General features: G+C 41.1%; 21 protein-coding genes and 1 pseudogene. 8 read left to right on the top strand and 14 right to left on the bottom strand.

Features of this window, described 5'->3' with window-relative positions:
- Nucleotides 1-55 precede the first annotated feature (55 nt).
- On the top strand, nt 56-262 hold the full coding sequence (locus F8S12_RS31500) for a hypothetical protein (protein ID WP_196520249.1): 207 nt from the start codon (nt 56-58) through the stop codon (nt 260-262).
- 65 nt (nt 263-327) lie between these two features.
- Here the strand turns inward: F8S12_RS31500 and F8S12_RS31495 are convergent, their stop codons facing one another.
- From F8S12_RS31495 to F8S12_RS31485, 3 genes are read right to left on the bottom strand one after another with little or no spacing between them, the layout of a single operon-like run.
- Nucleotides 328-1,071 carry a hypothetical protein gene (locus F8S12_RS31495; RefSeq protein WP_196520248.1) on the bottom strand — a complete coding sequence of 248 codons (744 nt, stop codon included), beginning with the start codon at nt 1,069-1,071 and terminating at the stop codon, nt 328-330.
- Nucleotides 1,058-1,879 carry a hypothetical protein gene (locus F8S12_RS31490; RefSeq protein ID WP_196520247.1) on the bottom strand — a complete coding sequence of 274 codons (822 nt, stop codon included), beginning with the start codon at nt 1,877-1,879 and terminating at the stop codon, nt 1,058-1,060. Before F8S12_RS31490 ends, F8S12_RS31495 begins: the two co-directional genes overlap by 14 nt.
- Entirely contained in the window at nt 1,876-2,370 is a 495-nt protein-coding gene (locus tag F8S12_RS31485; RefSeq protein ID WP_196520246.1) for a hypothetical protein, read from the bottom strand. The genes F8S12_RS31490 and F8S12_RS31485 overlap by 4 nt, the downstream gene beginning before the upstream one ends.
- A gap of 280 nt (nt 2,371-2,650) precedes the next feature.
- Between F8S12_RS31485 and F8S12_RS31480 the strand changes: the two genes are divergently transcribed.
- From F8S12_RS31480 to F8S12_RS31455, 6 genes are all read left to right on the top strand, one after another.
- The gene (locus F8S12_RS31480; protein WP_196520245.1) at nt 2,651-2,875 is read left to right on the top strand and encodes a hypothetical protein; all 225 of its coding nucleotides are present in this window, start codon (nt 2,651-2,653) and stop codon (nt 2,873-2,875) included.
- A gap of 45 nt (nt 2,876-2,920) precedes the next feature.
- A complete protein-coding gene (locus F8S12_RS31475; protein WP_196520244.1) occupies nt 2,921-3,349 on the top strand; it encodes a plasmid mobilization protein in 429 nt (142 codons plus the stop codon).
- Nucleotide 3,350: 1 nt separating this feature from the next.
- A complete protein-coding gene (locus F8S12_RS31470; protein ID WP_196520243.1) occupies nt 3,351-5,801 on the top strand; it encodes a relaxase/mobilization nuclease domain-containing protein in 2,451 nt (816 codons plus the stop codon).
- Between the two features lie 469 nt (nt 5,802-6,270).
- Nucleotides 6,271-7,029 carry a hypothetical protein gene (locus tag F8S12_RS31465; RefSeq protein WP_196520242.1) on the top strand — a complete coding sequence of 253 codons (759 nt, stop codon included), beginning with the start codon at nt 6,271-6,273 and terminating at the stop codon, nt 7,027-7,029.
- 49 nt (nt 7,030-7,078) lie between these two features.
- Nucleotides 7,079-7,342, top strand: a complete 264-nt coding sequence (locus tag F8S12_RS31460; protein ID WP_196520241.1) for a hypothetical protein — start codon at nt 7,079-7,081, stop codon at nt 7,340-7,342.
- Nucleotides 7,343-7,786: 444 nt separating this feature from the next.
- Nucleotides 7,787-8,116 (top strand): hypothetical protein, encoded by a 330-nt coding sequence (locus tag F8S12_RS31455; protein WP_196520240.1) that lies wholly within the window; start codon nt 7,787-7,789, stop codon nt 8,114-8,116.
- 170 nt (nt 8,117-8,286) lie between these two features.
- Here F8S12_RS31455 and F8S12_RS31450 read toward each other — a convergent pair whose 3' ends face one another.
- The 10 genes and pseudogenes from F8S12_RS31450 to F8S12_RS31410 form a co-directional block, all read right to left on the bottom strand.
- Nucleotides 8,287-8,658: a hypothetical protein gene (locus F8S12_RS31450; protein ID WP_196520239.1), complete on the bottom strand. Its 372-nt coding sequence runs from the start codon at nt 8,656-8,658 to the stop codon at nt 8,287-8,289.
- Nucleotides 8,649-9,410 (bottom strand): ParA family protein, encoded by a 762-nt coding sequence (locus F8S12_RS31445; protein WP_114085639.1) that lies wholly within the window; start codon nt 9,408-9,410, stop codon nt 8,649-8,651. The genes F8S12_RS31450 and F8S12_RS31445 overlap by 10 nt, the downstream gene beginning before the upstream one ends.
- A gap of 432 nt (nt 9,411-9,842) precedes the next feature.
- Nucleotides 9,843-9,972: pseudogene (locus F8S12_RS42505) on the bottom strand (transposase); the annotation flags it as partial.
- A 289-nt stretch (nt 9,973-10,261) separates the two neighbouring features.
- Nucleotides 10,262-10,684, bottom strand: coding sequence for a KGK domain-containing protein (locus tag F8S12_RS31435; RefSeq protein WP_196520237.1), 423 nt, complete (start codon nt 10,682-10,684; stop codon nt 10,262-10,264).
- Between the two features lie 86 nt (nt 10,685-10,770).
- Nucleotides 10,771-11,274 (bottom strand): hypothetical protein, encoded by a 504-nt coding sequence (locus F8S12_RS31430; RefSeq protein WP_196520236.1) that lies wholly within the window; start codon nt 11,272-11,274, stop codon nt 10,771-10,773.
- Between the two features lie 315 nt (nt 11,275-11,589).
- Nucleotides 11,590-12,672, bottom strand: a complete 1,083-nt coding sequence (locus F8S12_RS31425) for a ParA family protein (protein WP_196520235.1) — start codon at nt 12,670-12,672, stop codon at nt 11,590-11,592.
- A gap of 321 nt (nt 12,673-12,993) precedes the next feature.
- Nucleotides 12,994-13,596: a tyrosine-type recombinase/integrase gene (locus tag F8S12_RS31420; RefSeq protein WP_196520234.1), complete on the bottom strand. Its 603-nt coding sequence runs from the start codon at nt 13,594-13,596 to the stop codon at nt 12,994-12,996.
- A 67-nt stretch (nt 13,597-13,663) separates the two neighbouring features.
- Nucleotides 13,664-13,795: a hypothetical protein gene (locus tag F8S12_RS41820; protein ID WP_269144863.1), complete on the bottom strand. Its 132-nt coding sequence runs from the start codon at nt 13,793-13,795 to the stop codon at nt 13,664-13,666.
- A 271-nt stretch (nt 13,796-14,066) separates the two neighbouring features.
- Entirely contained in the window at nt 14,067-14,657 is a 591-nt protein-coding gene (locus F8S12_RS41185; protein ID WP_230968398.1) for a hypothetical protein, read from the bottom strand.
- 1,238 nt (nt 14,658-15,895) lie between these two features.
- Nucleotides 15,896-16,888, bottom strand: coding sequence for a Vgb family protein (locus tag F8S12_RS31410; protein ID WP_196520233.1), 993 nt, complete (start codon nt 16,886-16,888; stop codon nt 15,896-15,898).
- A 554-nt stretch (nt 16,889-17,442) separates the two neighbouring features.
- Here F8S12_RS31410 and F8S12_RS31405 point away from each other — a divergent pair.
- The gene (locus F8S12_RS31405) at nt 17,443-17,628 is read left to right on the top strand and encodes a hypothetical protein (protein ID WP_196520232.1); all 186 of its coding nucleotides are present in this window, start codon (nt 17,443-17,445) and stop codon (nt 17,626-17,628) included.
- 72 nt (nt 17,629-17,700) lie between these two features.
- Here the strand turns inward: F8S12_RS31405 and F8S12_RS31400 are convergent.
- Nucleotides 17,701-20,322: DUF3854 domain-containing protein (locus F8S12_RS31400; RefSeq protein WP_196520231.1), on the bottom strand; the 2,622-nt coding region annotated here is incomplete at its 5' end.

Raw genomic sequence — 20,322 nt, 5'->3', positions numbered from 1 at the left:
GTTCAAAGATATCAAGACATCAAAAGCCTGAAATCCTAGTAATGGATTTAAATTTATGCACCCAATTGAGTTTAAGAAAAAGTGGCAGTTAACTTACGACGACCTTGCACTTGTCTTGGGTTATCAAAGTGATTTCACTGTCCGTTGCTGGGGGATAAATGGAAAACGCAAGCGTAACCCTCAAAAAGTTGTCTATGTAGCTTGCAGACTTCTAGATGAGAAGTGGTCAACTCAAGGTAAACTTGTGGATTCTTATCTCTGATTATTTGTATGATTGGGGCAAATATCACGTTAAGCCTGTTTGCCCCAATCACTATATATTGCCCTTCATCTTTGATTAGGATCAGTCCGCAAACGCTTTTCTACCCGTTGTAGCTTGGCATTACTATAATCTGTACGCTGCAAAATTGCTCTCAAATAGATGTCGATATCGTTCGAGATATTTACCGGAATAAATTGATTGAGTCCGAAGAACGTTAACAAAGCAAATGATGTAGTAATCAACGCCATCGTCCCATATTTACTTATGGGTTCAGCGCGATAAACCTCTTTCTCTATGGTGATGGGTTTTGGGGGAGGGCTGTTCTTCAACTCCTGAATAACCGTAGTCAAGTTCTTCATGTGAATCAACAGGTCGTTCCAGTTCGACTTTAACTGTGATATTTCGGTCTTTAGCCCTTTGAATTCTAAGCTTTCTAATGTCGATGAGGATTTGCTTATACTCTGTGACTGACTCAGTAAGTGAGTTAATTCTTGTCTCAAATTCTCGTTGCTCTGCTCGGAATCGTTCGAGGAGAGATTCTGATTCTTCAATTCCCCCGTCAGCATCTCGATTGTCACCATCGCTTTGCTGAGGAGTTGATTCTGAATTAAATTCGTTTGCGCCCATGCTTGTAACTCCGCCCTATCGCGTTCGCGTTCAGTTTTCTGTGATTGCTTAAAATTTTCAAACTCTCTATATAATCTGCCTAGTGCTATCTTGACTTCCCCCTGTTCACTGCTCTCTACGAAATCGGCAGTTTCAGAATGAGGATTGCTGTGATTGCCGTTGCTATTATTATTGTTGCTCATTAGTTTTCTTTTTACCCCGACGAGAAGTAGATACTGTTACCGATACTTGATCTGAAGTCGAAGTATTAGAGGACTCAGCAACAAGACTTACCTCTGACTGCTGCAACCCCAAATAAACCCCAGCCTTTTCAAGCTCTGGTTTCGCCTGATCCAAAAATCCACTCACTAGCAGGTAATCTCCAAAGGGAAATCCATTCTCTTCAGTCGCAGCCGAGTAAGGTAGACCTTTTTCTGTCAACGTGTCAAAGGTCGAGTAGTCTAGCTCTGGCATTTCTATTTCTATGCCTTTCAATTCAGATATCGCTGCCGAGGTTTTGCTATTCTCCCAACGCTGAAAACCTGAACCTTTATCCCAGCACAGATTTTTTACCACCACATAATCTGCTTTATCGCCACAGAACTCAGCCATAGTTTTTAAGCTAGTGATCACCGAATACCCAAGGTTAAGCACAGTCACCAGTGTTACCCGATAACCTAAATCGCCTGCAATCTTGAATAGCCCAAACTTACTGATAATCTCCCTGGTTTTATTGCTTGATGCCCCCGGCATATCTACTATTATTGAGTCGGGTGATTCCGCTTTTATTTCCGTAAAGAAGCGTTTCGCCTCTGCCACCTCTAGGAAGTTCAACAGCCTTACCCCTGAGCCAAAATTTTGATAGTACTCGTACAGTTCTGGATTCTCTGTATCTGCATCATAAGCTAGATAATTAATTCCTTTATTGTGTATTACATCAAGTAGCAAGCGAGTAAAGGCAGTCTTCCCTGTACCACCCTTGCCCCCCAGTATCATCACTATTCGTTTCATATTTCACTCCTATCAGTGATGTTGAATTGGGCAGAAGTCGTAGGTGTTGTTTTTTTGCGTTTCGTAGTTTGAGATGGTGAAGGTGAGGATAGTTCACTACTATCAGGTGGTGAACTATCTACCTCTACTGCTGGAACATCATTGTTAGTTGTGGTTGAAGAATCAGTTGATTCTGGCTCGGAGTCAGAATTAACTGATTCTTCAACCGCTTTAGATTCTGATGAATTACTCGAACTATTCTCCGTTATTGTTGAAGCTTTTTTATGAAAAATCTTCAGACCACTGGCCGCTAGTTCTACCCCATGACCTTTAAACACATCAGAAACATCGTCATAAGAGTAGCCAGCATCTAACATATCTTGAATAGGTTTAGCCAAACTGAGGACTAAATCTGACAGGCTGATAGTCTTAGGAGTTGCCGCTTTCTGTTTGAGACTGGTTTGAATATCTTCTATTTTTGATAAAGGAACAGCTTTCGGTTTGCGAGACATAGCCACCAGTAGTAACAAATCATTCCATTGTAAAAAATTCGCGGTCAGAAAAAGTTTAAGTTTCTTGTCGTGATGTGACGAATATCAATAAAAGAGGGTTTGTATCCTCGTGAGGTAGACTAGTCTAAAAAAGCAGTTACCCATGAATCAACACTCTGATATCAAAGGGATAGGGCAGCATTGTTAAACAGACCCAGCCCTCGGTTACACTCTTGTTGTTGCACAGAGTCACTCGTAGGTCGCCCAAGTCTCGTACTCCCCCAGCCTCCCGTTGTGCCTCATGGCTCTCGTTACCTCAGTCCTGTCGTGGGGGCATAGGCAAGCAATACACCGTAACGCACTACGTGCTACTTTTACCTTCGGTAAAAGCGGTGTGTTTGCTTGTTGGGGGTGTCCCCCAAACCCCCAAGAATCAGGTCTTTTAAAGGGGTTAATAAGTCAAGAGAGTTCCGGGTTATTCGCCTACCTGCTCGGCGCAGAGCGCCGTAGCAGCTACAGCGAATAACCCGGTGAAAAATAAAAAATCAAATAATCAAACGCCTAACTAGTTATGCAGCCAGACCCCCGCACCAATCTCAGTAATCAACTAGCTGACACATTAACCAATCGGTCAGTAGCACCAGATGAAAAGCGAGAAATAACAATCACGTTTAGGGCTAGCTATGCTGAAAAAGCGAGGCTAGAGCAACGGTGTACTGGAGTGGTGCAAAGCGACTATATAAGAGCGAGATTATTTGACTACCCTTTGCCACATCCTAAATTAGTCATTCCCGAAGTTAACCGACAGGCTATCTATGAGTTAAAGAAGATTGGTAACAACCTGAATCAGCAGACTAGAGCTATCAACGAAGCTGTAAAAATTGGTAGTCAACCGTTGACGCTGGAGGTGAAATCATATCTGAAAACTCTTGAAGAACTGACAGCCCTTTTAGAACATACTCGCCAATCACTCACTCAGTCAACAGCAGAGGGGCAGTGAAATGATTACCAAAGTCAAGGCTAACAAATCATTTCGTGGTACTACCAAATACGTCTTAGAGAAAGAGAAAGCTAAGATTATTGGTGGGAATATGTATGGAAAAAGTACCAATGAATTGGTAGAGCAATTTACCCTATCAGCCCATCTTAACCCCCAACTCAAAGACCCATGCTATCACTTAATGCTTAGTGTACCGAAAAATGATAGAACGCTAAATGATGACGAATTAGCTAATCTATCCCAACGTCACTTGGCATCGGTCATTGTACTATCGCGGCTTAAGGGTGATGAAGCTCAAGTTAAACAGCCTGATAAAAGGATAGCTGACACCAAACTAAAAGAGCTAGTTGATGAATTTATAGAATCAGAACTGCCAGCTTATGACTTCTTTATAGCGCGACACTCAGACAAAGAACACGACCACACCCACATTGTTGCATCTAGAGTTAATAACCTAGATGGTAAATCTATCCGCACTTGGAATAATTACGCCCACTCTGAACACTCCGCCCGACTACTAGAGCGAGAATTTCAGCTAACTCAAGTCCAAAGCAGTTGGGAAAGTAAGCAGAAAGCTATGACTCGTAATCAGCTTGAACGAGTCGAACGCGATGGACTTCCAGGCGAAGAAATAATGCGACGGGCTATTGAGCAAGTGGCAACAGATAAACCCACAATGCCCCAGCTAATTGAGCGCTTATGGAGAGAGCATCAAGTCCAAGCTGTCGTTAGTTATTACGGTCACGGTGGCGTAAGGGGCATCAAGTTTAGCATTGATGTCGGCTCAGTTAATGAAGATGGTAGCCCCCGTTTGCTCTGGAAACAGGGAGGTAATCTCAATAAATATAAGTGTTCCTTTACAAAACTCCAGTCTGAATTAGGGATAAACTACGACCCATTACGAGACGATAGCGAAATTAAACGTTTAAATAGTTTCTTAGAATCTGTAGATAATAACCAAGTTAATCAACAAATAATATCAACCGCATTACCTAAAGAAGCTCAAGCCATAGCCGAAACTAAACACCAGCTAACCCCAGCTAAATCAGATGCGGAACAACGAGCCAGTTCAGAACTCATAAATACAATTTTTGACTTTATTGAACAGTCAGTAGTTGAGTCAATTTTGATTGAAACATTACCACAGTTAACAGAACAACTGTCTGAGTATCATCAGAATTTATCAGCCGTAAGAACCACATACGACGAGCTATTAGCGGCGATTGCTGAAAGGGAACAACTCTTATCACAAAGAACTGTAAATACAATTGCTGACTTTATTGAACAGTCAGTAGTTGATGATGCCTTAAGTGAAACGTTACCACAATTAACAGAACAACTCTTTCAATATCGGCAGCAGCTAGCTAAGAATAAAGCTGTATTCGACGGACTAGACGCGGCGATTACTCAAGAGTTACAATCCCATGTAGAGAAGAAAGCTATTTCATCAATTTCTGATTATATTGAGCAATCGACTGTTGAATCAGCCTTAACCCAAACAGTATTAGAATTAACGCAACAACTTTCTCAATACAAAGAGCAGCTTGTTACAGCTAAAACTATATTTAATGACCTGGATGCAGTGCTTGTGACTGAGTTACAATCATATCTAGATAAAAGAGCCATTTCATCAATTTCTGATTATATTGAGCAATCGACTATCTCTTCAGCATTAACCCAAACAGTATTAGAATTAACGCAACAACTCTCTCAATCTCAGCAGCAGCTATCAGCCGGAAAAACCATATTCGACGACCTGGAAGCAGCGATTGTTTATTTGGATCAACTCCATAGATCACAAAAAACAGTGGATGCAGTTGCTCTTAATAAAGCTCAAACTCTAGCCACAGATAAACCAAAGCTAACCGCAAGTCAAACAGCCGAGTTATACAAGCATTACAGCGCCGGATTGCAAAACTTATTAGTGACTGACCGAGACAAAGAAATTGCTGTCAAAGCGCTCTTAGATAATAAGCCAGCCGAAGAGGTTGAAGAAATTATCAAAGCCAGTCCAGCCGAATGGACTACTAATGAAGCCAGAGAATTGGTACTAATCGCTAGCAATCAACTGGTAACTCAAAAGTCAGAACCAGAACAGTCACTCGATGAAAAGCAGCGCAAAGAAGAGGAATTCTTAGCCGAAGCTGTGCCTATTGCTGTTGAATTAATCAACTGGCAATTAAGAGAAAATGGCTCAAATAGCCTTAGATTCAAACGTGCCACTCTGGAGAAGCAAGGTAGAGAATTGGTATTTACCCATGATGAACGAGGTGAGATTTTTCGAGTGGCAGTCAACCGAAACCAGTCAGGTGAGCTTGAGTATTCACCGATTAATGTGGGGGAAATAGAGAAAGAAGATATTCAACTTTGGTCAAAGGCAGACGGCGTATTGCAAGAAATAAAAGAAGAACAGCAACAATCAAAAAGACAAACTAAAGGAATCTCTCTCTAGGCAATAGTGTAACTCTTAATCGCTTCGTTCAAATACGCGTGCGAGTAGCATTGGAACTAAAATGTACGCTAACGACTGATTACTGTGATAACGATAATAATTTTACCTTCTTCAATGCCTCATTCTGACCGATAATTCAGGCTTTGAGCGTATTTTTCCTGTGATAAGAATCTTTATCACAGGAATAAACAAAATTTAGGGCGACTGCTCAAACTCAATTATAGTAAGCATCTTGGGCTTAACGTACATTCTTGTTCCATTGCTACGAAAGGGCGTTGTTCTAATATATTGCGTTTATATAGCAAATATATGTATACTAACTTGATACAATAATCTTAAATGTCGATGGACTTCTTGTTTAAGTTAAGGTTTTCCACGTAACTACAATACTTTTAGTCTTGCTTTTTTTATTTGTACAAGAAGTCTAATGTAGCTGAGAAAGTGTTAACCAAAGTTCAAAGGAGAAAATATGTCTAATTACCCTTCGGGCAATACAAATGATGACCAACCTCAACTCTCTAGAGGACGATTAAAAGCTTTCCTTTCCCGTAGGCATCTTTTAAGTAGTGCGATTTTTGGCGGCACAGCAGTTGCACTAGTTTTAAGTGTACCTGAACGCAATGAGGCTCAAGTGATCGATAATAAAACGAGCGCTACCGTCGAAAAAATCCTCGCAGCGATTGACCGAATGCCTTCTCTATCAAATTACGATCAGGACTTGTTTCTTAAAGCTGCAAGCCTCATATTAGGTATAGTGGAGAAAGATGCTAATGCACGTTCTTCTTACGATGCTCTTCATGCATATATAGACCAACCTTTAATAAAAGTTGAGTCTGGGTACAAGACAAATTCCTTGGGTCTTTCTGAAGAAATAAGTAATATAATAGGTGCGACATACCTTCGTGCTATCGAGATCCTCCATAGTAGTACCTTATCTGAAGAGGCTGTTTTAACCAAGCTTAGGAACCCCAAAGGAGTTTTCGATAGCTTTGAAGAGGATTTTATAGCTTCACTATCGAACGCAGTACAATCTAAAGTTCAAAGTTACACACCTTTTTCCTATACTTTGTCTAATGCTACTGAACAAGTTGTATCTCTAGCGGAAAGTATTTACATTCAGCAGGAAGCAGGACAGGACAATCTAAGAGCCTGTAGTATCAATGGTCAGCCAACACGCGCATGGGTATGTATCATTTTTATCGTTATAATAGTAATTTTAATAGTATAAGTTAATGATCTAACGGCTTTTGTGACACTCGCAAGGACAACAGATTGAATTGGAAGATGACTTTCCGCAAGGGTTAAAAGTGCAGCGAGTCCACCTGCGGAAAAGCCAAATAAACCAAGGGGCGAGTTCCTGTCTAAATCATAATGCAATCGCAATACCTCAATACCAACTTGGTCTGTCAATAAGCACTATCAGTCTGATGCTAGGAGCCAGCGCCTCGCAAGAACAGTGCGATGCATTGGCTGCTGAAACCTTTGTTAGCAAGGCTTTGGAGCGAGTCAGAAAATCTCGTTGCTTACTTTTTGATTACTGATGAGCTTTAGTATAAATAAAAATCTAATTAAGATAATATGCCATAGATTTTAATCTATGTAATGTCCTCTCCCTGAAGACCACATCTCTAGATGCTCAAATCCCAAAATTTTTGGGAATACTAAGTTTACGTTTTTACGAGACATAAATACATACTTTACAACCCTAGATAAATTGCAATCTCGATAGAGTTGGCATTTCTCCAGGGTTTTTTATATGCAATAGGTTTATTAGCGCAAAGTCTGTACAGTACCAAATAGCCTAATCCCAAGATTTCGATACGGGAAATGCGACTTTAGGGCAGAATATGTACGTACTCTGAAGAAACAAGCCACCCTGGTGTAAGAGCGGCAATCGCCTTTGTTGATTATGTCGTCAAGCATAGCAAAGTCATTTTTATTAACTTTAAAGTTAAATCGGCGAGCTTAAATAAGCGTGAAATATCGTGACTAAGGAAGAGTTTTACTGGAGTAAACACATTGTGGCTATTGAGTGGTGGCTGCATGAATGTGACTTGCTAGATAAATTAACTTGGGCAAGGCTGAGGGTGTTTGATGATGGTACGGCTGACTCTTGCTTTGACGACGGAGGTAAATTGTACGGTTTTGAAAATCGGAATTCTGCGGGGTACATTCTAAGCGAGGACGAATATATAAGCTTTGAAGGGATGGATGAAGAGGATGAGCAAGAGTACGGAATAAAGCTGGCAGAAATTTACACTCCTGTTTGGCTAGACAATCCTGACCAACTATTTGAATATCTTGGAAGCTACTAAGCGATACCCAACAAGCTCCTCCACTTCAGATGAAGAAAGAAGCCAGCCTGATGTAGCAGCAAGCTCTAGCCCTTTGAGGTGCTGTAGTGAGTGATTCTAGAACTCGACGTAAAACGTCTTACTTTGCTAGTGGCGATCGCAAATAAATTGTCTTAAAGTCAGTAGATTCTTTATTCTACATTCTTTATTCTAGTTTCTAGATTCAATAGTGCTGACTGCAAATTCTCCTCTGAATCAATCTCTTCCCAGTTTACGGGCATTGCCTTGAACAATTCCAAAGCAGCTTGCACCCAAACTTCCTTCGGTACTTTAGCACCATGCTTGCGCTTACCTTTTTTTAGTAGATCGTTGAGCCAGTCGTTCAGTTCGATAGGTAGGCGCAGATTCACTGCCTCTCTATCACCTTTAATCAAGAATCTAGATTCTTGATTATTGATTATTTCTTCAGTAGGCTGAGTTTCTACCTCAGTCTTGTTAAAAACCCCTTTTGCTAAAGGATTAGCACCGAGAACTGAACGCGACTTATTTTTATTTACTGCCATTTATAAACCTCATTAACTAATTCCCGATAAGAAGAAGCACCTACACCGTTTGGGTCGTACTCAAAAATAGATTGCCCGTGAGAAGGTGCTTCTCGGATTTTCACCGTCTCAGGAATCACCGTTTTAAACATCTTTGAGCCAAAATGCTCAGTTAGGGCATCCAAAACTTCTTTACTAAGATTGTTCCTGCGGTCATACCGAGTTGCCAGCACACCTGCTATGGCAATGGGATGATCTAGCTGATCTCTAACCAAAGTCAGGGCGTGTTCAATTCCTTGAACCCCCAACAATCCTAAGTAGCTCATGTCCACTGGGATAATCACCCCATCGCTTGCCATTAGTGCATTGATGGCAAACACACCCACGTTGGGCGGACAATCTATCAGCACAAAATTATATTTATCTAATATTGGAGCGATCGCTTTTTTGAGTAGCAGTTCTCTGCCTGGACGACCAGATATTGGAATTTCTTCTTCTGCCAGCAAGATGTTAGATGGTATTACATCTACACCACTAGCAGTTGTCACCAGTACCTGTGCTAACGGAACCTTGTGCTGCAACACATCTTTTAGCTGAAATTCTAGCTGCCAGATGGGAATCCCTAGTGCAGCACTGGCGTTTCCTTGTGGGTCGATATCAATAACTAATACCCGTTGCTTTTTAAACTTGACCAGACCCACAGCTAAGTTGTAAGCGGTGGTCGATTTCGCCACCCCTCCTTTCATGTTGAAGACAGCCAGTTTTTGGGTCACGTTTACATTTGACTCAGTTTGCTTGTGTGGCAAATATTATAGATGATGTATTCTATATTCTTGATTATTTATTCTTTAATCTACATTATCTGACTCATACAGCCATAACACGTAAGCGAATGGCACTAAGAAAAGCTGAAAGGCTTGTGGTTTAAGCAGTTTGCAATTGCTTTTGTAATTCGTGCCGGGGTTTGGTCATCAAGGGGTAAATTTTGGGGCGACGTTTACGAACTCGTGGTTCACTGCGACCTGGGCGGTCGAGAACAGCCTTGTGAGCAATAACTGTTAACAAAGTGCGATAAATTCGGACACGTTTTGTTGAAGTTGCTGCTAATAATTTAGGAATAAAGTTAATTAAATGGTGGCGAGTACCTTGCTCTTGATAGCGTAATGGAGGAGTGGTGTAAGTAGTTCCGGCATCCCACATCAAACTACGAAGTAGATTATAAACCAGCAAAAAAACGTAAATTTCTTTGCGTACTATTGAGGGTGTTTTACATCGCAGAATATCCATACCCAAGGTAGTTTTTAGATGTCTTAAATCCAATTCGACATCCCAACGTTTATCGTCAAGCCCAACAATCTCCAGAGCATAGACACTGTTGATCCATCTATTACCAACACATTTCGACCACACCATAAATTTTCTTGGTTCACTTTTTCTTCTAAGCTTTGTGCAGAGAAATTAAAAAGCTTTTCTAATAATTTTTCTGGCAATCATGGTAAGAATTAAATTCGGAAAATTCAGCTCTGATATAAAGCCTTTTTCCTTTTAATTATAGAATTTCAGAACTACCTTCAAGTTTTAGTCGTATCAAACAACCGCCCAAGCGTTTTACCCTGTGCGATCGTTAATTGGAATTAGCTTCTAGCCTTTTTCTAATATCGTCTAAAGGCGATTCAGGTTCATCAGGTTCATCGGAACAAAATTCCAGAGAAACACCGCCTGCCTGGTTATTAGTTAGTTTACTTATTTGAATTTTTAGCTTACCCTTCTGCCAACCCTTCCCACTAACTCTAAGAATTTGGCAATCTTTAATAGAGTGGAATTGAATTTCATTTAAACCGATACTTTCTTGACCGATAGAAAGTGAACTTAATAAACCAATAACATAACATCGAAATTTTTTAGTTTCTTCATAATATATGGCTTGACTTAACTTATTCTTCGCTTCTTGAGAAAGCATCTCTTTTAACTTACTGACTTTAAATGTATCTTTTTCAAAGAAAATAACATCGTCGTCACAATTTAGAGGGATAAACCTATCATTCATATTAATGCCGTAATTATACATAGAAAAAGTAACAAAAAGCGTAATTTAAAAACTACGCACTGTAAACAAAGATTAGCTTTTCAAAGCTAGGAATAAGGCTTACCTGGATAAATCTTCCAAAGGTCGTTTTGAAAGTCAAAATCCCATTCGCTCTCATGACTCAATTCAGAAAGTTTATCGTAAATTTCTTCTAACCCATCTTTGATAGATTCCAAAGAATACTTAAGAGCCGAAACTCTTGGTTTTCCCTCTCGTTCGCTGCTATCACTATAGAATACAAGTGGATAATATGAATCTGTTTGATCGACTAAAATAAACCCCTTTCCTCTTTCAAATGGTGGTATAGCGAGTGGGTATAATTCAACAAACTTATCGTCACATTGGTATGACTTCTCATTATTAAATGATGTAATAAGTCTATCTACTTCTTGCTTCATCCAAGCCTTATTTTTACCATCAATAATATTTTTGGCTATTGAATAACTAAGAGCGTGTCTGTAATAAATAGGGTATCCAACATTACCATCATCTCTCATCCCCTCACTCAAAAACCATTCTTCTCTATTAAAAATTTCTAAATTGCGAGGCATAAACTATTTATCCTTAAAGAACTATTTTTTATAGTTCCCATAAATATTAGGATATTTATCAGTATTATTTCGTATCTTAGTGCCATTCGGCTTTGTAGCTTGTTCCTTATCCCCTCAGCTTCGATGTCGTCCTACTATCAATTCACGACATTAAGGGCAAATGATTCAGCTAGTAGAAAATCTAGCCCATCTCCTAAGTCCTGAAATAGATTAATCCGGGCAGCTACATATATATCCATCAGTATCAGATGAATTACTGCCGTCTTGCCTTTAGTTATGCTTTAATTCCCAGTTTATTAAAAAAATATTGATTAATTAAATACAAAATTTAATTATATTATTTGCTATTTGCAGGAAAGCTATTGTTAGTTTTTGGATTTGATCAACTTGATTTTGCGACCACACAGCGCGATTTCGCAAAGGTCTTATTTTTCTCAGTTTTACAGGTTCCATTTTAGACAATTTTGTTATTGGACAATTTAACCACATACTATTTTGAATAAGAATATTCATATCTTCTATTCCCCCAAAGTAAAACATGTCATTTGGCTTATTTTGTATAATTAAAGGATCATTTTTTGTTTCTTCTTCTATTCTGATAGCAAATCGTTTAACACTTTTTGCTATATTGGAAGCCATAAGTTGATCTGCTACCATAATTTCTCCTTTTAATTTATTTTTAGGTTTTCTTGTATCATATCCATTGAAAATCCAACCTGCAAACATAGGTTTACCAAGATTTAAATATTTTTGGTTATGAGGATTATTTCTGTTATACTGACCACATCCTAATTGCCATTCATTAATAAAACGTGGTAACGTTTCACCTATAAGCTCTACGCAATATGAGCAGAATATATCAGATGTGCAAGGAACGATAAAATAATTTGAAGAATAAAAAGCAATTCTAACCAAATTACTAAATGAAGGTGGTAAATCAATTAATACGTAATCATAATAACAAGAACTGTTAGCTTCTTCTATGATTCTATTTATTATTGAATATTTTTCAAGTCCATTACCAGTAAGCAAATCAGAACCAACGCTAAGAGATTCCGAATAAACGTTGAGCCAAGCATCACTAGCGATTAAATCAACGTCATGATGAGTGTGAAATCCTTTATGTGTATATAGTTGTAACTGTCCATCATTCTGTAAAAAAGGCTGTAAAAAAGCTCTTACTGTAGTTCCGTAAGGAGTATTTGGACTTGGAAGAATATTTTGAAATCTTTTACCCAGGATGGCTATTGAAAGATTAGATTGTGGATCGAAATCTATTAAAAGTACTTTTTTACCCTGACGTGCAAGTGCATCTCCTAAATTCCATGTAATAGTAGTTTTTCCAACGCCACCCTTGTTATTGAATACTGAAATTACTTTAGTCCTTTTTGGCAACATAAATTAAATTCTCTGTTCAAGAAACATAATTTAAGTATTCCCATAATCTGAATGAAAAATTCTTATAAAATAAACGAGGCTAATCTTGGGCAGATTGGAAATTTCCAGCCCCTTCTTCTGGGATGTCGTGATACTGGGTTTTATGCTTGTCTTTGGTGGTAAACTTTCGTTGGTAGCTCCAGACTTGATATCAGTCTTGGGAAGTGCCAGTGCTTCCGATATCCGACAACTAATAAACAGGCAAGCCCATTTCCAGAGCGTGATCACATGAGGTTAAGTACTCCCTTGATGAATAATCGCTACTTATCATAATTTTAGATATCACAAATCTCCCCAATCAAAATTCAAGAACCGCCGAGCATTCAGCTTTGTATATTTCTCCGTGTGTTTGATATCACGGTGTCCCAGGAAGTCCTGAATTTCCCTAGTGTTGTAACCCTGATTCACCAGATAGTACCCGCAAGCATGGCGCATCATGTGACAGTGAACTTTGATATCAAGCCCAGCCTGTGCCGCCAGTCGCCCAAGCAGCTTTCGCACTGCATCAGTTGACATCACCTCACCACGCTCAGACACGAAAATATATTTGCTATCAGGCAGCATCTCTCTGAGTTCTTTGAGCAAAACTAATTCATCGTCTCTCAAGGGATGCACCCCTGAGTCACTGCCCTTTTCCCTGGTGATGAAAATCTGACGTTCGGCCCACATGACCGCATCCCAGCGCAAACCGCACTTAGCCCCTACAGCTTCCCCCACCCTCAGACCGTGGCGAAACATGAGCAACATCAGTGTATAATCACGGTGAGAATAACGAGCTTTGCGTTCTAGTGCGGCATCAAGAATACTTCGCACCTCGCTTGGTGTAAGGTATTCTCTAGACCTGTAATGCTTGTTGGGTAGACGAACTGGGGGCGGTGGCCTCATTTACTCTTGCTGGTAGTGTCCGGTGTACGCGCTATTTTATGGACAGTCTACACCGCTTGAAACCCCATTACTCCGTTGAGAGTCGCGCCACTCCAGAGTTATTGCGAATAGTTATCAATTGATAAATACGTCCATCTTGGCTCAATGCTAAATAGTTAGTCTGCGATGCCTGCGGTGTTCTCGTTGCGATCGCGGTCATTGTCTAAGCCATGACTGCGTTAGAACCTTAGCGCGTCCGTGCCGATTTATTTTCATTGCCAGACTGTAGACCCTGTGATCCACAGACTACAATGATTTGACACCTGATAAGCATAACTGTTTGACCTTGCTACCTAGTCCAACGAACAAACTCAATCGACTGACTCCTAGAGCAGGAAATGAGGTCTTCGCTAATTTGACCCCAACTAGCCCACGATTAGCGATCACCTCACCCTTCATTCACGTAGTGATAACCATTCTCACACAGAGAATTAATTGGGGCATGTTACTACTAGATGGAAACTCCGGTCTGCAAGAGTTCCAATTTTATTGTGCGTGCTAATAAATACACCGTTTTTATTGTTGAAGCGACCAACTACTGTAATAAAACCAGGGGGATCTACACCTTGTGAGTCTGTCCGTCCAAGAGTAGCAGTGTAGGCGCAGGAAGTTACATTTCTACCAAAAATGACCTGATAGTATCCTTGAGTACCATCAGTTTTTTGTGATGATGATGCTCCAAAGCTACGAATAAGTTTGCCGTCATATCGGACTACTGCAAATAGGACTTTTGCTGAACTTGAAAGTGTACGTTCTAGTTCAGGGGTTATCAGAGGGATGGTAGGAAATGAATTAATTCTATTAGGTTCTGGTGAAGCTAGTTCTGGTGAAGCTAGTTCTGGTGAAGCTAGTTCTGGTGAAGCTAGTTCTGGTGAAGCTAGTTCTGGTGAAGCTAGTTCTGGTGAAGCTAGTTTTGGTGAAGCTAGTTCTGGTGAAACTGACTGGGACAATGCTGGCTTGACGCTACCGTTTAGTAAACAGCATGTCGTTAGCAAAGACATAAGTGCTATTTTGCAAAACATTCTTTATCTCCTTCAATGAATAATTAAGATGCAAATCAAATGGGAAAAACTTCAACCCAGATTCAGTAGTTCACAAAGGTTTTTAAAACCCTTACCACGTCGACATTTCAACAATATATCCAGACACAAAGAGTTTTTAATACTCTACGCAGACTTATTCCCCAAGATATCAGCATTCTCTTAGCTTCATATTACCATGCTAATAAGAAAGCAGGAAGTTAATTTATTACCAAAGGTTTTGGGTAGCCATCTAGCTAAAAACCCACAACATGACGTAATGAGTGATACATCAGACTATATATAGGCACAAGAGTTTGACTAAAGTCCTCAGTATTAATATAGGAGTTATGTTCTAAGCGTGAATTATTTCTGTTGTAGTGAATATTCGTATAAAGGGGAGTGCCTGCCAGGTACAATCTTCGCTGCCTTGGCTTCGTACTGCCCAGCAGACAAAGGTTTGATTCTTTCCAAAGAAATAGCGTATCCTCTATGCTCGGCGTAATTGGTATTGAGCCGAGATACAAGTAAAAACCTGCAAGATGGTCTGGAAACTGTTGCTATATAAGGGTTTCACTCATTTGTACGTAAAATTCACAGGGAAGCGCAAATCTTGGGTATGTATCGCTACAAAAACTGGAGTATTTATTAATTTTATTTACAGGTTTTACAGCAAGGACTTTGAATATCTTTCGCAATAAATTGTCTGTAACTCCTACAGGCAAAGGATTATAGCCCAAAATATTAGCCTTCTACCACAGAGTATTTATAATTCTCTTTGGTAGGCGAAAAGCAATTATGGGGTCAGAAGTGCCAGTGCATTCATGCACAAATTCTCATTAGACATCAAAAACACTAGAACGTATATATAGTAACGCTTTCCAGACCATCTTGCAGGTTTTTACACGTATCTCGGCTCAATACCCTCTATGCTCGGCGTAATTCTCATAAAAGTCTCCGATTTCCATAAAACCTCCATTTTGAATAAGGCATCACCGTGCCAAAACGGGAAAATTGTACGCTAAGGTTGAAAGTCTTTGTCTGTCTGGATTTGGGCTGTTATTTTTTTGATGGTGCAGAGTAGTATCAATACTCTGCACCATCTTCCAAGACTAATTCGAGCCAAAAATGATAAATAGAGATATGCCATTTGCTCAAAACAACTTATTTTCATAGCGTTGAGGTTAGCATCAGCTTCTTAGCGTACAATTTTCCCAATTTTGCACGGTGACGCCAAGTACTCAAAAAGTTCTAAATCGTTTCATAGCTGAACTAACACCAAATGCGCCTAAAACAAGAAGACCAAGAGTAGTAGTAGCTTCAGGAACTGGCTGAGGAACCGATTCTCTTTGAAAGAGTAGATTCGTAGGAAAATTAAGACCACCGCTGCCGCTAGAAACAAAAGTATCGATAAATGTTCCACTCGTCCCATTGAAGCGCAATACTGAATCTCCAAACTGACTAGTTACATACAGGTTTTCGTCGGGGCCAAAAGTCAGACTCATGCTATCTGTTGTATCTGGAATATTGCTAGCGAATGTGTCTATTAAACTTCCCGTTTGACCATTAAACCTGAGAACTTGACCATTCCCGCCAGCACCATCAACAGCAAGATATAAGTTATTATCAGTACCAAAAACTAGCTGTTGAGGTCCATTATTTCCGCCAGTTGCAAAGACATTAATGAAAGCACCAGTTGAGCTATCGTAGCGTAGAACTTGGTTGGATATTCGGCTCGCAACATATAGATTTCCGTCAGGTCCAAAGGTTAATCCTGTAGGCCCATTGAGTCCGCCACTGCCTGTAGGAACAAAGTTATCAATAAATGCTCCAGTAGTACCATTAAAACGAACAACTCTATCACCATCAAAATCTGTCACGTAGAGATTCTTATCAACTCCAAAAGTAATGCTAGTGATCAGGGACTGGCTGCGATCGACAGAAGCAAACGTATCAATGAATGTACCTGTTAACCCATCGTAGCGGCGGATTGCACCTGTATTTATGCCGACATATAAATTACTATCAGGACCAAAGGTCATACTGGTAGGGCTATCGCCAGGTAGCCCTTCAGCAAAAATGCCAATAAATTCACCAGTTGTATCGTCGAAGCTAAGAACGTCACCATTCTCTAAGCCGGCAACGAGGAGAGCCGCCTCTGCACTACCAGTCCAACCTAGTACTGGGGTCAATGATAGACTGAGTGTGATTAATACTCGAAAAAAACTTTTCATATCCAAGAAGCTGTTACTGATTAGTTTTATTAAGGGACTTCCAGTGAAAAAAACATCCCATTGTAGGAGCGCACATCTGTGCGCCCCTACAAATGTACAAATAATTTGGGATAATTTATTTTTTGGAAGTCCCTAATAAAATTATCATTTTTTTCCATAAGACAATCAGTAAACCAAAAAAAAATTTGATACGAGCTACCTAGCTATCACTTAAAAGCGACTTTGTTACTTCCTGATGAATTTAATGTATTTGTTAGCGCAGAGTAGAGCATATACTTTGTGGTTGATTTCGGTAGACCCCCTGAAGATCACATCTATGTAATGTTCAAATCCCAAAATTTTTGGGAACACTAAGTTTACGTTTTTACGAGACATAAATATATACTTTACAACCCTAGATAAATTGCAATCTCGATAGAGTTGGCATTTCTCCAGGGTTTTTTATATGCAATAGGTTTATTAGCGCAGAGTATGTACTCTGCACCAATCAAATGAGGGTAAACAGCCGCTCACGGGTGCTGTAGAAAAGAGAGGGGCTAAGATGCTTGCTGGGCATGGCTTTTACCCTTAGCGTACAATTTTCCCGTTTTGGCACGGTGATGCCAATAACTGCTACTTTGACATTTTTACAATCGGATTTTGTAGTACATTTGCATGACTACGAGGGAAGTTGCGATCGCACTCTAATCAATCAAAATTGCTTATCAGTTTTAACGGGAGCAATCCTGATTCTGCCATGAGAGCATAACTAACTCTTAAAAGCGATCGCCGACGTTGGGATAGTTGGTGCGGAGATCCTGTTATCAGTTGCCCTAAGTATCCAAAAACTCCAGTTCACTAACATCAATAAGATTTAATCCACCAGCCGCAGCGCCAGGACGCAACTTAGATGCCTTGGTGAGAGGCTCTCCGGTTCGGGCAGAAACCAAAAGCACTTTATCACTGCCACAGGAAACCCAAGAGATCAGATAAACTTCACCGCTTGAAATAAGCCTCACACGATTTCCTTTAACGGGTTGGCGAGTGGTGACGGATGGTGACGGCACTGGTGACGGCTGTGGTGACGGCTCAAAACCATTATTTGGACTGGCTTTGACGCTGGGTGACGGCTCAAAACCCAATCCACTTTTATTTATTACCAAATCTTTTTCAACGGGCTGTGGTGTCAGAGAATTATCTTCTAACAAAGAATTGTCGATTTGGGACTCTGGCTCGAAAAATATTTCCACTTCTTTTTCTAGCTGATTGATCAAAGTGCCGTCACCAGACGAAAAACCCTTATTGAGTATGGGTTCTGAGCCGTCACCAGTGCCGTCACCAGTGCCGTCACCAAAATTCAGATTTTGAGCGAGGGTGTAATCATGGGTGGGAATGAGATCATCTATCCCAGCCACCCTCAGCCGCAGCCCCCGGATAAATTTACCCGTTTTGGTAGATTCTTTCTCCACTGACCAGCCCAAAACGCTGCGGCACAGTTCCAGCAGGTCGGGTGAAAAGTTGTTATGATTTTTCGGTTTACTGCCAGCCTTATGACAATAGCGGTTGTAAGAACCAAACAGGGTGGTAACGGTTGAGCCGTCCTCGCCTTCAAAGCGATCGCTGCCGATAGGAGTCTTCGCCATTGGGTCAGCAATCACGGACTGATTCAACCACGCCGCGATCGCGTCAACACGGGTGCGGTTCTCCCAGAACTCCAGTGTGCATTCTGGGATTTCTTGCAGACCCTTAATTACTGCGGTCACATGGTCGTCTGATAGACTCAGAACGTAATTGGTAAACGCTGCTAGTTCTGGCGAAAATTCTTTATCAAGATTCCGGCGCTGAATTGGGTCTACGGCATTGTTGCAGGGAAATGAAATTACCCGCCGCTTCACCCGAGAAGCAGCATCACCCATAAAAATTGCCAGATTTGATAACACCAGCACCATGCCGTCATATTGGTAATGGAAAGCCTTTCTTCCCTTCTCCTCCGCCCGAATCGGGTCTTCTCCAGTCAGAGAGAGGAATTTACCCAACTTCCCGGTTTGTCTGTCTTCGTCAGCGAAGAGTACCAGCCGCTTCTTGTAAGCATTCGCCCCCTCGAACCGATTACTGCACCAATCTTCGAGCGTGGTGCTGTGGACGTTTTCTGAACCAATTAAGTTAACTAGCAGTCGGCTGAAAGTACCTTTACCTGTCCCACCCAGCCCAATCAGGTGAAGAAATTTCTGTAAATCGGAACGTCCCTTTAACACCGCATTACAGTAGCAAATCAGCAAATCTTTGAGCTGTTCGTTCCCCGAAGCCAAGTGTGTCAGGAAAGCGTCGATGTGTGACCAATCTGTGGCTTTGGGGTCGTGTGAGCGTGGCAGCTGCCAAGTCAACCGATAACCTGGGGAATGGGGTAAAAATTTCCCAGTCGCAATCTCAAGGACTCCATTGAAAAAGGGCATCAGTTCCTTGGGTGAGCGCTCGTTCCATTCGCGGACAAAAAGTTGCGATCGCAGGAATTTGACAATATTAGTAATGTAGCTGTGGGTGCTATAGCCCTGGATGCCCCTGGCAGTAATGATTTGATAAATAATCATCTCGATGGCTTCTTCGGTTTCCTCTGACCATACCCCAGGGAACTTGATCTCGTAGTGCATCCACTGCCTAGCTTCATTGTTGTAAGCTAGGCGCTCTCGGAACTCTTCGGCTATCTCCCGGCTGATTATGTCCGCAGTCGGTCTTTTGTCACTTGAGGAGTCCTTTGAAACAGCAAATTGTGACTCCATGTAAGCGATTGCCTTATTGTAGGCATCGTCAAAAGCCTCAACTCCATTGTTCACGATCAAATCATCCAATCCTTTGCCATCTTTGGGACTCCATTCAACAATAGCAAGGTTAGCACCCAGGTTTTGAAGTACAAGTTTTAGCTTTCTTATCCCCCTGGTGACTGCTTTGACGGCTGTTGGTTTTTCATCTTGATCAAAGGCTACGACCAATGTTGAACCAGGGCCGACAAAGCCCGCTAAGTCCGGGATCAGAGTGGGCGGTCTTCCCGGTGCGCCACATTCACAGCCATATAGCCCAATCATGATGTGTCCTATCGATAGGGCGCTAAGGGTCTTTTTACCTCCTTCCGTAGCTCCCACCTCATTCACTGACTCTTTCACCCATTGCCAGAAATTACCGAACATCGGCACATCCAAGCCAGATTTCTGGGCGATGATCTGGCGTACACCTATTGGGATCGAGGGCAGGAATGCACGATTGCCGTCTCCTTTTGGAGCAAAGTATTTGTATGGGCGCTGCTTTTCAATGTCCCAAATGCTGACGACTACTTGCCATACGCTCTTGTCTTCATTAAGAAGAAATGCCGCGTACAATGGCTCATTAGCTTGATGTCTGAATCGCTTGTATTCCCATCCCAATGCGTCGTGTATGGGTGTTTCTACATCGCCCCCCGCCCC

The organism is Nostoc sp. WHI, from assembly GCF_015714725.1.
In the GTDB taxonomy this organism is placed as follows: domain Bacteria; phylum Cyanobacteriota; class Cyanobacteriia; order Cyanobacteriales; family Nostocaceae; genus Nostoc.
Note: the sequence above shows the minus strand (reverse complement) of the source record. Positions and strands in the feature narration are given on the sequence as shown.